Raw genomic sequence first — 13629 nt, 5'->3', positions numbered from 1 at the left:
ACAGTACCGGCAGCGATCGAACACGACCGCGCCACACCGCGACCCCGTGACGTACGGACGTCCCCCCGCGCCACCGGCACGTCATTGCGACCGGGACCGCCACCACCTACGTACCTTTTTGAGGCGAATGTCCACGTGCCCGTCCCGCTGTCCCAGGAGCCGCCATGTCCCCCACCCCGCGGCCGGAGCCCGGCCCCCGCACCGGAGAACCGGGAGTCGACCCCTTCCACGAACCGCGCCGCACCGACTGCCCGTGGTGCGGCTCGCGGCAGTTGCGTACGCGGGTGCGCGCGCCGGGAGGGAGACGGCGCACACCCGGCACGTTCGTGGTGGAGGAGTGCCGGGAGTGCGCGCACGCCTTCCAGAACCCCCCGCCCACGACGGACGGCCTCCTGCTCCGCCACCACCAGCACGCCGCCGAGGACGACTCGGGCCCGAGCCCCGTCGGGCGAGGCCGCCGCCGGCATCTCCGGGGCGCGGCCCGCGCCCTGCTGCCGTACCCCGAACCGGAGAGCTGGCTCGACGTCGGCACCGGCCACGGCCACTTCCCGGAGGCCGCGCGCGAGATCCACCCGTACACCTCCTTCGACGGCCTCGACCCGACACCGCGCGTCGAACGGGCCTGGGAGGCGGGACGGGTGGAGGAGGCGCACCGGGGCCTGCTCACCGACCCGGACATCACCGCGCGGCTGCGCGCCCGCTACGACGTGGTCAGCATGTTCCACCACCTCGAACACACCACCGACCCCCGTGCGGAACTCCGCGCCGCCCGCGCGGTCCTGCGCCCCGGCGGCCATCTCCTTCTCGAAGTCCCGGACCCGGCCCGTCCGTTGGGTGTGCTGCCCGGCGGACGACGGCGGCACTGGAGGCCGTCCGACCGCCCGCGCCCCCTCCACCTGATGCCCCTGCACAATCTGCTCGCCGAGCTGGAGTCCCTGGGCTACGAAGTGCTGTCCCGCCGCGCCTGCGCTCCCCTTCCGCCCCGCGCGCACCGCATCATCGCGCGCCGCCTCCCGCACCCGGCCGCCCCCGACTCCTCGTCCTCAGCCCCGTAGCGACAGGGCCTGTCCCGCCACCACCAGCAGCACGTGCTCGCACTCGTCCGCGAAGGCCGCGTTCAGGCGCCCGAGTTCGTCGCGGTAGCGGCGGCCGGAGGCGGTGGCGGGGACGATGCCGGAGCCGACCTCGTTGGAGACGGCGACCACCGTGCGGCGCGTGCGCCGTACGGTGTCGGTCAGCTCGGCGACACGCGCCCGGAGCGCGCGCTCCCCACCACCGCCCCACTCCGCGTCGTCCCACGCGCCCACCGCGTCCATCGCGTCGGTCAGCCACAGCGACAGACAGTCGATGAGCAGCGGCGCCCCCTCGTCGTCCTTCAGCAGCGGCACCAGGTCACAGGTCTCGGCCGTGCGCCAGGTGCCCGGCCGCCGCTCCCGGTGGACGGCGACCCGCTCGGCCCACTCCCCGTCCCCGCCCCGCGTCCCGCCCGTCGCCACGTACAGCACGTCCGGGAACGCCTCCAGCCGCCGTTCGGCCTCCACCGACTTGCCGGACCGCGCCCCGCCGAGCACCAGCGTGCGGCGCGGCACGTCGGGCACGTCCTGGTAGGCGCCCACCGCCAGCGTCGTCCCGTCCGGCACGGCGCGCGCGCCCGCCGCCGCGAGCCGGCGCGGCAACTCGCCGTCCGGCGGCACATCGTGGTCGAGATGCACCGCGACCACATCGGTCGTCGGCCCCACGGCCCCCGCCGCCCGCAGCCGCGCCAGCGCGTCCGGCCGCCCCAGCACATCGAGGACCACCATGTCGTACGGCTGCGCCCGCTCCTCCATTCCGGCGAGCGCGCCCCCCGGCGGCAGATACAGCAGCCGCTGCCCGCCCGGGCCGGTGACCGCGTACCCGGTGCCCGGCGCGTCCAGGGCCAGCGCCCGCACCCGGTGCCCGGTCAGCAGCGACAGCTCCCGCCCGTCCGGCACCCGCCCCGGCTGCGGCAGCCCCGCCGGCACCTCCACGGGGGGCCCGTCGTGCGGATGCGACAGCAGGACCTGCCGTACACCGGTCAGCGAGTGCCCGGCGCGCGCGGCGGCGAGGGCGGCGCCCGGAGTGAGGTCGAGCAGCAGTGTGCCGTCCACGAGCAGCGCGGTCGCCCCGCGCGCGGCATCACCGAGCGCGGTCGCGCACGCCGCGCACGGACAGTCGGGGCGGGGCAGGCCCGCGGGGGCGCCGGTGCCGAGCAATGTCAGTTCCACACCCCCGAGTCTCCCGTGCCCTGATGAACACCCGCAGGTCTTGTGCGTCCGACTAGGCTCAGGGAGGAACCGGATCTTGCTCGATGCCGCATGTGCGGTGTCGGGCCGGTACTTACGGAGGCTCACATGGCGGCATGGCTGTGGCGGTTCGAGAAGGCCGACGGGGCGGAGGTCCAGCCCGCGGTCCAGCCCGAGGAGTTCACGACCCAGGGGGATGCCGAGTCGTGGATCGGCGAGCACTGGAAAGCGCTGCTGGAGGGTGGCGCCGACCAGGTCCGTCTCTTCGAGGACACGACCGAGATCTACGGGCCGATGAGCCTCAAGGCGTAGCGCTCCGCGGTGGGGCGGGGTCCCTGTCCGGGGCTCCGCCCCGAGGGGGTGTGCGGTCGGGTGCGGGTGTGTGGGGCTTCTCGCGCAGTTCCCCGCGCCCCTGAAAAGCAGGGGCTGCGCCCCGTGCTTTTCGCCCCGAAAGGGCCGCAGGCCTCTTTCAGGGGCGCGGGGAACTGCGCGACCAGCCCCCACGCACCCGCACCCGCACCCGCCAACGATCCCCGCACCCCCGAGCTGTTGGGCGCCCCCCGACCCTCAGCCCCGCACCCCGCACAGGTGCAACAACGCCGCCACCTGCCGATACGGATCCGTCCGCCCCGCCCGCTCCTCCGCCGAGAGGAGCGCCTCAAGATCGTCCGCCCCCTCGGGCACCCCCGCATCGTCCGCGGCGAGATCGGTGAACACCCGCACCCCGTACCAGGCGTGCAACGGCGCCCCGATCCCCCCGAGCGCGTCCGTCAGCGCGTCGAGCCGGTCCGCCCGTACATCCAGCCCGAGCCGGTTCCGGTACGCGGTGGTGTCGAACGCGGCGACCGCCCCCGCCCAGTCCCCGGCCAGCCCCGCCCGCATCGCGAGCGCGTCGCCGTTGCGCACGAGCAGCGACAGCAGTCCTCCGGGCGCCAGCATCCGGGCCAGCCCCGCCAGCAGGGCGTCGGGCTCCTCGACGTACATCAGCACCCCATGACAGAGCACCACGTCGAAACTGCCGGGCAGGAAGTGCACCCCCGTGTCCCGGCCGTCGCCCTCGACGATCCGCATCCGTCCCCGGATGCCCTCGGGCTCGGCGGCCAGCGCCTCCCGGGCCACGGCGATCAGCCTCGCCTCACGCTCGATCCCGGTCACCGCGTGACCGGCCCGGGCCAGCCGCAGGGCCTGGGTGCCCTGCCCCATGCCCACGTCGAGCACCCGCAGCCGCTGCCCGACCGGGAAGCGGCCGGCTATCTGCTCGTCGAGCTGACGGGACACCAGCTCCTGTCGGACGACCTCACGCAGCGTGCCCAGCCGGTTGAGCCAGGCCTCGGCCGCACCCCCGGAGAATGCGGTCGTGCTCAGGGCCGCTCTCCGCGCTTGACCTGCGGCTTCGGCAGCCGGAGGCGACGCATCTGGAGCGTGCGCATCAGGGCGTAGGCGACGGCGCCCTTCTTGTTCGCGTCGGGGAAGCGCTCGTTCAGCTGCTTCTTCAGACGGAAGCCCAGGCTGATCGAGTCGACCACGATCAGCACGATCACGAAGAGCCACAGCAGCAGCGCGATGTTCTGCAGCGATGCGACCTGCACCATGCTCAGCACCAGGATGATCACGGCGAGCGGCAGGAAGAATTCCGCGATGTGGAAGCGCGAGTCCACGAAGTCGCGGGCGAACCTGCGCACGGGACCCTTGTCCCGGGCGGGCAGATAGCGCTCGTCCCCGGTGGCCAGCGCCTGACGCTGTTTCTCCATCGCGGAGCGGCGCTCGTCGCGGGAGCGCTTGGCGGCCTCCTTGCGCGTCGTCGGCGTGTTGGCGACGCTACGGCGCTGCCCCTGGGCCTCACTCCGCTTGGGAGTGGGACGACCCTTGGGGGCCTGCGGGTCACGGGTCTGCTTGGAGTCGGTCACCAGCGCCTTGGCGGCGGCCGATTCCCTCTCGCTCTTGGCGCGGCTACGGAACACAAAACCCAAGGGTACGGGGTGCCGGGGCATGGACCCCAGCCGAGTGGGGAACGATCCGGCAACACCCGGCGTCCTTGCTGGAGACAGAGCTGGGGTGAAAGTGGTCGGGGAAACCCGAAAAGCCGGAAAAGGGGGGAAGTGCGGTGGCGGTTCGCCCGTAGGACGTCTGAGGTATTCCGGTGAGTGGCCCGTACGCGACCCCGGGAGACACCTACTCCCTACGCCGGAGCGGCGCCGTACACAGTCGTCCTTGGGGATGAGCGCATCGGTCCCCGAACAGTGCGGTAATAGATGCAGGGCCCGTACTGTGGGTTCTGTCGCAGACCTGTGAGCTGGAGTCCGTCAGAAGGGGGCGCGCGAAGCCCATGAGCGGTGTCATGAAGCGTATGGGGATGATCTTCCGCGCGAAGGCGAACAAGGCCCTTGACCGGGCCGAGGACCCGCGCGAGACCCTTGATTACTCGTATCAGAAGCAGCTGGAGCTGCTCCAGAAGGTGCGCCGGGGCGTGGCCGACGTCGCCACCTCCCGCAAGCGCCTGGAGCTCCAGCTCAACCAGCTCCAGTCCCAGTCCTCGAAGCTGGAGGACCAGGGCCGCAAGGCGCTCGCGCTGGGCCGCGAGGACCTGGCCCGCGAGGCGCTCTCGCGCCGCGCCGCGCTCCAGCAGCAGGTGACGGACCTGGAGACGCAGCACTCCACCCTCCAGGGCGAGGAGGAGAAGCTCACCCTCGCCGCGCAGCGCCTGCAGGCCAAGGTCGACGCCTTCCGTACGAAGAAGGAGACGATCAAGGCCACGTACACCGCCGCCCAGGCCCAGACCCGGATCGGCGAGGCGTTCTCCGGCATCTCCGAGGAGATGGGCGACGTCGGTCTCGCCATCCAGCGCGCCGAGGACAAGACCGCGCAGCTCCAGGCCCGCGCCGGCGCCATCGACGAGCTGCTCGCCTCCGGTGCCCTCGACGACCCGTCCGGGATGCACAAGGACGACATCCAGGCCGAGCTGGACCGCCTCTCCGGCGGTACGGACGTCGAGCTGGAGCTCCAGCGCATGAAGGCCGAGCTGGCGGGCGGCCCGTCCGCGCAGCAGCAGGCCATCGAGGGCGGCACCGGTGAGTCGGCCCCGCAGCAGCAGTCCCAGCGGCAGGACACTCCGCGCTTCGACAAGCAGTAGCCGTCTCTCGTCCCTGAGGAGGGCGACATGATCGTACGGATCATGGGGGAGGGGCAGGTGAGGCTGGACGACGTCCACTTCGCCGAGCTGAACAAGCTGGACGACGTACTCCTGGCGGAAATGGAGGTCGGCGACGGCTCGGGCTTCCGCCACACCCTCCACGCCCTCCTGGACAAGGTCCGCGAACTGGGCACGCCCCTGCCCGACGACTCCCTGGAACCCTCGGAACTCATCCTCCCGTCCCCGGACGCGACCCTGGAACAGGTCAGGGAGATGCTGAGCGACGACGGCCTGATCCCGGGCTGAGCAGCGTGAAAGGCAGGGGCGCAGCCCCGCGTCTCAGGGGCGCGGGGAACTGCGCGAGAAGCCCCACCGAACCCGCACCCACCCACTCACCCCTCCACGCGGCATCCCCCACAGGCCCGCCACCACCGGTTCCACCCCCGACAACCGCCCCGTACGGTGAACGACCGTGAGCACCCTCCACCGGGCCAGGACCTGGCTGACCGCGCACCCCCTCGCGCTGGACGCCGCTCTCGCCCTGGGCGTCCTCGCCGCCATGATCGCGGGCTCCTTCGTGGACCCCCACGCCGACCACGGCGACAAATGGGGCGCCCGCACCCCCGCCGCCCTCAGCATCGTCCTCATGGTGTCGTCCGCCGTCGTCCTGGTCGCCCGCCGCCGCGCCCCCATGGCCGTCCTGGCCGCCACCTCCGCGCTCACCGTCGCCGAACTGGTGACCGGCGACCCGCGCGCTCCCGTCGCGATGTCCGCCGTGATCGCCCTCTACACGGTCGCCTCCACCACCGACCGCCCCACCACCTGGCGCGTCGGCCTGCTCACGATGACCGTGCTGACCGGTACGGCGATGCTCGCCGGGCCCCTGCCCTGGTACGACCAGGAGAACATCGGCATCTTCGCCTGGACCGGCATGGCGGCCACCGCGGGCGACGCGGTGCGCAGCCGCCGCGCCTTCGTGCACGCCATCAGGGAGCGCGCCGAACGCGCGGAGCGCACCCGTGAGGAGGAGGCCCGCCGCCGGGTCGCCGAGGAGCGCCTGCGGATCGCCCGCGATCTGCACGACGTCGTCGCCCACCACATCGCCCTGGTCAACGTCCAGGCCGGAGTCGCCGCGCACGTCATGGACAAGCGCCCCGACCAGGCCAAGGAGGCCCTCGCCCACGTCCGCGAGGCCAGCCGTTCCGCGCTGGGCGAACTCCGCGCCACGGTCGGTCTGCTCCGCCAGTCCGGCGACCCCGAGGCCCCCACCGAACCCGCCCCGGGCCTGGTACGGCTCGGTGAACTCGTCGGCACCTTCCACAGCGCGGGCCTCGCCGTCGAGGTGGTCCGCGCCGACGAGGGCGGGGCCCTCCCGGCCGCCGTCGACCTCGCCGCGTACCGGGTCATCCAGGAGGCCCTCACCAACGTCCACAAGCACGCGGGCGAGGAGGCGAAGGCCGAGGTCAGCGTCGTACGCGTCGGCCCGAACGTGGAGATCACCGTCCTCGACAACGGCACCGGGCGGACACCCCCGGCCGGCGCCAACGGCGCGGACGACGGGGCCGGGGGCGGCGGCCACGGCCTCCTCGGCATGCGCGAGCGGGTCGCCGCGCTCGGCGGCGCCCTGACCACCGGCCCCCGCTACGGCGGCGGCTTCCGCGTCCATGCGATCCTGCCGCTCAAGACGCGTACGACCCCCGCGGAAGGGGCCGTACGACCGTGACCAGCGCCCCGGGGGACCCCGTATGACGATCCGTGTCCTGCTCGCCGACGACCAGGCGCTGTTGCGCAGCGCCTTCCGGGTGCTCGTCGACTCGGAGCCCGACATGGAGGTCGTGGGGGAGGCGTCGGACGGGGCGGAGGCCGTGCGGCTCGCCAAGGAGGAGCGGGCGGACGTCGTGCTGATGGACATCCGGATGCCCGGCACCGACGGACTGGCCGCCACCCGCATGATCAGCGCAGACCCGGCGCTGGCCCAGGTCCGCGTCGTCATCCTCACCACCTTCGAGGTCGACGACTACGTCGTGCGGTCGCTGCGCGCCGGCGCCTCCGGCTTCCTCGGCAAGGGCGCCGAGCCGGACGAACTGCTGAACGCGATCCGGGTGGCCGCCGGCGGCGAGGCGCTGCTGTCGCCCACCGCCACCAAGGGCCTCATCGCCCGCTTCCTCGCCCAGCCGGACGACTCGGCCGACGGCGAGGGCGGAGCCACCGCCCGCTCGGAGCGGCTCGCCACACTGACCGGCCGCGAGCGCGAGGTGCTGGTCCAGGTCGCCGCCGGGCACTCCAACGACGAGATCGCCGAGCGGCTGGAGGTCAGCCCGCTGACGGTGAAGACCCACGTCAACCGGGCCATGGCCAAGCTCGGTGCCCGCGACCGGGCCCAGCTGGTGGTCGTCGCGTACGAGTCGGGCCTGGTACGACCGAGGGTGGACTGAGAGCCGCCGGGGACTACTCCACTCGGAGTATGCGCGGGATAAGGAAATGGCCCTGGGGAGCGAGGGAACAGGGGTCCCCGATGGCCCAGGGTATGAGGTGAGCGCTCACATCCGCTTCACACGGGCGACACATGAGGCATCCACGCCGACCGTGGCAGCCGCATGTGGCATGGGCGTTCGTCCTCCGCTCACGCCACGGAAGAGAGACCCTGACCCATGTCCTGGCTGTCTCGGTTCAGCCTCGCACAGCGGGCCCTCGTCGGTCTGATGTCGATCATCGCGCTCGTCTTCGGGGCGATCGCGATACCCCAGCTCAAGCAGCAGCTGCTGCCCACCATCGAACTGCCCATGGTGTCCGTGCTCGCGCCCTACCAGGGCGCGTCCCCGGACGTGGTCGAGAAGCAGGTCGTCGAACCCATCGAGGACAGCCTCGAAGGCGTCGACGGCATCACGGGCGTCACCTCGACCGCCAGTGAGGGCAACGCCCTGATCATGGCGTCCTTCGACTACGGACCCGGCACCGACCAGCTCGTCGCCGACGTCCAGCAGGCCGTCAACCGGGTCCGGGCGCAGCTCCCGGACGACGTCGACCCGCAGGTCATCGCGGGCTCCACGGACGACATGCCGACCGTCGTCCTCGCCGTCTCCTCCGACGAGGACCAGCAGGCCCTCGCGGACCGGATCGACCGGACCGTGGTGCCGACCGTCGAGGCCGTCGACGGCGTCGGCCAGGTCACCGTCGACGGCGTACGGGACGTCCAGGTCACCGTCACCCCCGACGACGCGAAGCTCGCCAAGGCGGGCCTGACCACGATGGCCCTCTCCCAGGCCCTCCAGGCGGGCGGCGTCACCATCCCCGCGGGCTCCTTCGACGAGGACGGCGCCAACCGCACCGTCCAGGTCGGCGGCGGCTACACCTTGCTGGAGCAGATCGAGAACCTGAGGGTGCGCGGCGAGGGCGCCAGGAAGCCCGTACGCCTCGCCGATGTCGCCGCCGTCAAGGAGGAGCAGGCCAGGGCCGACTCCATCACCCGCACGAACGGCGAGCCGAGCCTCGCGGTCATGGTCACCATGGACCGGAACGGCAGCGCGGTCGCCATCTCCGACGCCGTCGAGGACAAGCTGGCGGACATGCGCCGCGACCTGGGCTCCGGCGCCACCGTCACCGTGGTCAGCGACCAGGGCCCGGCGGTCGCCAAGTCCATCGAGGGCCTGACCACCGAGGGCGCCCTCGGTCTGGTCTTCGCGGTCCTGGTCATCCTGGTCTTCCTGGCGTCGATCCGCTCGACCCTCGTCACCGCGGTCTCCATCCCGCTGTCGGTGGTCCTGGCGCTGATCGTGCTGTGGACCCGCGACCTCTCCCTCAACATGCTGACCCTCGGCGCGCTCACCATCGCCATCGGCCGGGTCGTCGACGACTCGATCGTGGTGCTGGAGAACATCAAGCGCCACCTCGGCTACGGCGAGGAGCGCGAGGAGGCCATCCTCAAGGCGGTCCGCGAGGTCGCCGGCGCGGTCACCTCCTCCACCCTGACGACGGTCGCCGTCTTCCTCCCGATCGGCCTCACCGGCGGCATGGTCGGCGAGCTGTTCGGCAGCTTCTCGCTCACCGTGACGGCGGCCCTGCTCGCCTCCCTCGTGGTCTCCCTGACCGTGGTCCCGGTGCTGTCGTACTGGTTCCTGCGCGCCCCCAAGGGCACGCCCGAGGACGCCGAGGAAGCCCGCCGCAAGGCCGAGGAGAAGGAGGCGAAGAGCCGTCTCCAGCGCTTCTACGTCCCCGTCCTGCGCTTCGCCACCCGCCGCCGGCTGACCAGCCTGGCCATCGCGGCCGTCGTCCTGGTCGGCACGTTCGGCATGGCCCCGCTGCTGAAGACGAACTTCTTCGACCCGGGCGACCAGGAAGTCCTCAGCCTCAAGCAGGAGTTGAAGCCCGGCACCAGCCTCACGGCGACCGACGAGCAGACGAAGAAGGTCGAGAAGCTGCTCGCCGGCACCGAGGGCGTCAAGGACTACCAGGTCACCATCGGCTCCTCCGGCTTCATGGCCGCGTTCGGCGGTGGCACCGACTCCAACCAGGCCTCGTACAGCGTCATGCTGGACGACTCGGCCGACGCCGCCGGTGTCCAGGACACCGTCGAGAAGGGCCTCGCCGGGCTCTCCGGCATCGGGACGACGACCGTCGCGGTCGGCGACGCCTTCGGCAGCCAGGACCTCAGCGTGGTCGTGAAGGCCGCCGACGCCGCCGTGCTGCGCAAGGCCGCGGAGCAGGTCCGGGACGCGGTCTCCACGATGGACAACGTCACCGACGTCACCAGCGACCTGTCCCAGAGCGTGCCCCGGATCTCGGTGAAGGCCACCGACAAGGCCGCCGCGGCCGGCTTCGACGACCAGACCCTCGGCGCGGCCGTCTCCCAGGCCGTACGCGGTACGACGAGCGGCCGGGCGATCCTCGACGACACCGAGCGGGACATCGTCATCAGGTCGGCGAAGCCCGCCGAGACCCTGAAGGAGCTGCGGGACCTGCCGCTGGGCGCGGTGAAGCTGGATGACATCGCGGACGTCGAGCTGGTGGACGGCCCGGTCGCCATGACCCGGATCGACGGCCAGCGGGCCGCGACGATCACGGCGAAGCCCAAGGGCGACAACACCGGCGCGGTCAGCACCGACCTCACCGCCAAGCTGGACGCCCTCAAGCTGCCCGAGGGCGCCACCGCGTCCATCGGCGGTGTCTCCGAGGACCAGGACGAGGCCTTCGCCTCCCTCGGCCTCGCGATGCTCGCGGCGATCGCGATCGTCTTCATGCTGCTGGTCGCGACCTTCCGGTCCCTGGTCCAGCCGCTGATCCTGCTGGTCTCCATCCCGTTCGCGGCCACCGGCGCGATCGGCCTGCTGATCCTCACCGGTACGCCGATGGGTGTCCCCGCGATGATCGGCATGCTGATGCTGATCGGCATCGTGGTGACCAACGCGATCGTGCTGATCGACCTGATCAACCAGTACCGCCGCCAGGGCTACGGCACCGTCGAGGCGGTCATCGAGGGCGGTCGCCACCGGCTGCGCCCGATCCTGATGACGGCACTGGCGACGATCTTCGCGCTGCTGCCCATGGCCCTCGGCATCACCGGCGAGGGCGGCTTCATCGCCCAGCCGCTGGCCGTGGTCGTCATCGGCGGTCTGATCACGTCGACGCTGCTGACCCTGCTGCTGGTCCCGACCCTCTACACGATGATCGAGATCCGCAAGGAGCGCCGGGCGAAGAAGAAGGCCCTGAAGCGGGCCGGCGCGGCACCCGCCCCCACCGAGCAGTCGCAGGAGCCGGAGCCCGCCGGGGTCTGACCTCCCGAGGCCGGCGGCGGCCGGGTCCCGAACGCGAGGCGTTCGGGACCCGGCCGTTCGCGTTGCGCCGTGCGCGTACCGCCGTCCGTGCACCGGCGCCCGTGATCCGTCATTACGTATCCTGTGCCTCGAACTGGTTCGCGGGGGAAGGACCCGGGCGTGGCCCTGCACAGCGACGACCCGAGATCGGTCGGCGGGTACAAAGTGGTCGACCGGCTCGGCAACGGCGGTATGGGCGTCGTCTACCGGGCCAGAGCGCGTTCCGGCCGCGAGGTCGCCGTGAAGGTGGTGCACGCCCAGTACGCGCAGGACCCCGTCTTCCGCGCCCGGTTCCGGCAGGAGATCGAGGCCGTCCGCAAGGTCAGCGGAGCCTTCACCGCCCCGGTCGTGGACGCCGACCCGGAGGCCGTACGCCCCTGGATGGCGACCCAGTACGTGCCCGGCCGCTCCCTCGCCCAGCTGATCCGCGACCGGGGCCCGCTCCGCGCCGGTGCGCTGCGCCCCCTCGCGCTGGGGCTCGTCGAGGCGCTGCGGGAGATCCACCGGGCCGGTGTGGTGCACCGGGACCTGAAGCCGGCCAACGTCCTGATCGCGGACGACGGCCCCCGCGTCATCGACTTCGGCATCTCCCGCGCGGCGGAGAACCTCAGCCTGACCGAGACCGGACAGATGATCGGCACCCCGCCGTTCATGTCCCCGGAACAGCTCACCGACGCCCGCACCGCCGGCCCGTCCTCGGACGTCTTCTCGCTCGGCACCCTGCTGGTGTACGCCCTCACCGGACGGGGCCCCTTCGACGCGGACAGCCCCTATCTGACGGCCTACCGGGTGGTCCACGACGAACCCGTGCTGGACGGCGTGGACGCTCCGCTGCGCGCGATCCTGGAACGCTGTCTGGCCAAGGACGCCGCCGACCGGCCCGGACTCGACGAGCTGGCCCGGGAGTTCGCGGCCGTCCTGCCCGAACCGGGGCCGGACGACCTCCCGGCGGCGGCACCGCGCACGGACACCGAGGACGTCGCGACCGAGCCCCGCCCGGCGTCCACCGCGGAGCCCCGCCCGGCCCCCGCGACGGACCCCGGACCGGCCCCGCGGCCCGCCCGCCGGCGCCGGGTCCGGCAACTGCTCGCCGTCACCGGCACCGCGGGCGCCCTGGTCCTCGGGCTGACCGCCTATCTGCTGGGACCGGGCGACACGGACACCACCGACACGGCGGCACCGAAGCCGACCTCGACCTCCCGCTGGACGGCCCCGCCCGACGGCTGGCGGCCCTGGCAGACGACGGTGTTCGCGAAGGGCCCGGCGGGCACCCGGCAGCCGCTCGCGGTGAACGACGGCAACACCGGCGGCGCGCCCTCCTGCCAGGCGCACGGGAACGCCGTCTACTGCGGGGGCGACGGAGTCCTCCCGGTCCGCGTCGACAGCGGGACCGGAAAAATCGTCTGGCGGGCCGACCTCGCACCGGCCGGCCACGCGCGGGACCGGTACTACGCCTCGGTCCTCGGAGTCCGGGACGGCACCGTCCTCGTGCGGCAGACCGTCTTCAGCGGTGAACCCGTGGTGGACCCGGTCGATCTCGTCGCCCTCGACGCGGACACCGGGGAGCGGCTGTGGACCCGGCGGACGAACAGCAACGAGATCGACCCGGCGCTCACCGGCGACCTCGTCCTCGTGCCCGAACCCGACGGTGTGACGGTCACGGCCCGGTCACCGCGGACGGGCGCCGAGCGCTGGTCCCTGCCGATGCCGGTCGGCCACGCCTGCGCGTTCACCACCGCCGGGGCGGGCACCTACGCGCACTGCCGGCCGGTGACCCGGGAGGCCAAGGCGGCGAACCCGGAGTCCCGGGTCCTGGTCGTGGACCGCGCCGACGGCTCGGCCAGGACCGTGAAGGTGCCGCTGAACAGCGTCCTGCTCGGCGTGCGGCAGGGAGACCTGGTCCTGGTCGTGGAGAACACCGAGCACACCGAGAACACCGACGCCACCCCCGGCAGCGACCCGGCGTACGAGACGATCCTGCTCCTGGACCTGGAGACCGGGAACCGGGTGACGACCAAGCCCGGCGGCAAGGGCGAGTACGGGCGCGGCCGGGCGGCCCTGGCGGGCGACGTGCTGGTGTTCACCCGCTCCGGCGGCCAGGTGACCGCCGTGTCCCCGCACACGGGCGAACTGCTGTGGCGGACCCGGACCAGCCTGGAACGGCCGGGCGCGCCCGGGTACGACGCCGCGTCGGGCACCGTCTACCTGGCCAGCACCACCGGCCGGGTCGCGGCCCTCGACCGGGTCAAGGGCACCCTGCTGTGGGAGACGCTGCCCCGTGCCACGCCGACCTGGCCCTTTCAGGGCGCCGCTCCCTGGACGCTGCCCCACGAGGGAGCGCTGTTCGTGGCCGTCCCCGACGGTACCCTGTTCTCCCTCGACCCCGCCCACCCCGACCGGGAGCCCGTGTCGGGGTGAGCGCGGG

Annotated in this window: 11 protein-coding genes; 8 read left to right on the top strand and 3 right to left on the bottom strand. The window is 72.7% G+C overall.

Annotated elements, in window-relative coordinates:
* The first annotated feature begins 164 nt into the window (after nt 1-164).
* Nucleotides 165-1055 carry a class I SAM-dependent methyltransferase gene (locus J8M51_RS16540; protein WP_086758974.1) on the top strand — a complete coding sequence of 297 codons (891 nt, stop codon included), beginning with the start codon at nt 165-167 and terminating at the stop codon, nt 1053-1055.
* Here the strand turns inward: J8M51_RS16540 and J8M51_RS16535 are convergent.
* Nucleotides 1044-2246 (bottom strand): bifunctional adenosylcobinamide kinase/adenosylcobinamide-phosphate guanylyltransferase, encoded by a 1203-nt coding sequence (locus J8M51_RS16535; protein WP_267299237.1) that lies wholly within the window; start codon nt 2244-2246, stop codon nt 1044-1046. The genes J8M51_RS16540 and J8M51_RS16535 overlap by 12 nt on opposite strands.
* Nucleotides 2247-2372: 126 nt before the next feature.
* Here J8M51_RS16535 and J8M51_RS16530 point away from each other — a divergent pair, with 126 nt between their 5' ends.
* Nucleotides 2373-2576: a hypothetical protein gene (locus J8M51_RS16530; RefSeq protein ID WP_086764748.1), complete on the top strand. Its 204-nt coding sequence runs from the start codon at nt 2373-2375 to the stop codon at nt 2574-2576.
* A gap of 255 nt (nt 2577-2831) precedes the next feature.
* Here J8M51_RS16530 and J8M51_RS16525 read toward each other — a convergent pair whose 3' ends face one another.
* Both J8M51_RS16525 and J8M51_RS16520 read right to left on the bottom strand, forming a co-directional pair.
* Entirely contained in the window at nt 2832-3542 is a 711-nt protein-coding gene (locus tag J8M51_RS16525; protein WP_086760519.1) for a class I SAM-dependent methyltransferase, read from the bottom strand.
* Nucleotides 3543-3625: 83 nt separating this feature from the next.
* Nucleotides 3626-4255, bottom strand: coding sequence for a DUF3043 domain-containing protein (locus tag J8M51_RS16520; protein ID WP_179203329.1), 630 nt, complete (start codon nt 4253-4255; stop codon nt 3626-3628).
* 335 nt (nt 4256-4590) lie between these two features.
* Here J8M51_RS16520 and J8M51_RS16515 point away from each other — a divergent pair, with 335 nt between their 5' ends.
* The 6 genes from J8M51_RS16515 (at nt 4591) to J8M51_RS16490 (ending at nt 13622) form a co-directional block, all read left to right on the top strand.
* Nucleotides 4591-5394, top strand: a complete 804-nt coding sequence (locus tag J8M51_RS16515; protein ID WP_086760522.1) for a PspA/IM30 family protein — start codon at nt 4591-4593, stop codon at nt 5392-5394.
* Between the two features lie 27 nt (nt 5395-5421).
* Complete coding sequence (gene pspAA / locus J8M51_RS16510; protein ID WP_086760523.1) at nt 5422-5700, top strand: PspA-associated protein PspAA; 279 nt, start codon at nt 5422-5424, stop codon at nt 5698-5700.
* Between the two features lie 166 nt (nt 5701-5866).
* On the top strand, nt 5867-7117 hold the full coding sequence (locus tag J8M51_RS16505; RefSeq protein WP_267299236.1) for a sensor histidine kinase: 1251 nt from the start codon (nt 5867-5869) through the stop codon (nt 7115-7117).
* Between the two features lie 22 nt (nt 7118-7139).
* Nucleotides 7140-7829, top strand: a complete 690-nt coding sequence (locus J8M51_RS16500; protein ID WP_086759674.1) for a response regulator — start codon at nt 7140-7142, stop codon at nt 7827-7829.
* Between the two features lie 216 nt (nt 7830-8045).
* Nucleotides 8046-11165 (top strand): efflux RND transporter permease subunit, encoded by a 3120-nt coding sequence (locus J8M51_RS16495; RefSeq protein WP_086759675.1) that lies wholly within the window; start codon nt 8046-8048, stop codon nt 11163-11165.
* 159 nt (nt 11166-11324) lie between these two features.
* A complete protein-coding gene (locus J8M51_RS16490) occupies nt 11325-13622 on the top strand; it encodes a serine/threonine-protein kinase (protein ID WP_267299235.1) in 2298 nt (765 codons plus the stop codon).
* Nucleotides 13623-13629: the final 7 nt, after the last annotated feature.

The organism is Streptomyces griseiscabiei, assembly GCF_020010925.1.
Lineage (GTDB): Bacteria > Actinomycetota > Actinomycetes > Streptomycetales > Streptomycetaceae > Streptomyces > Streptomyces griseiscabiei.
Note: the sequence above shows the minus strand (reverse complement) of the source record. Positions and strands in the feature narration are given on the sequence as shown.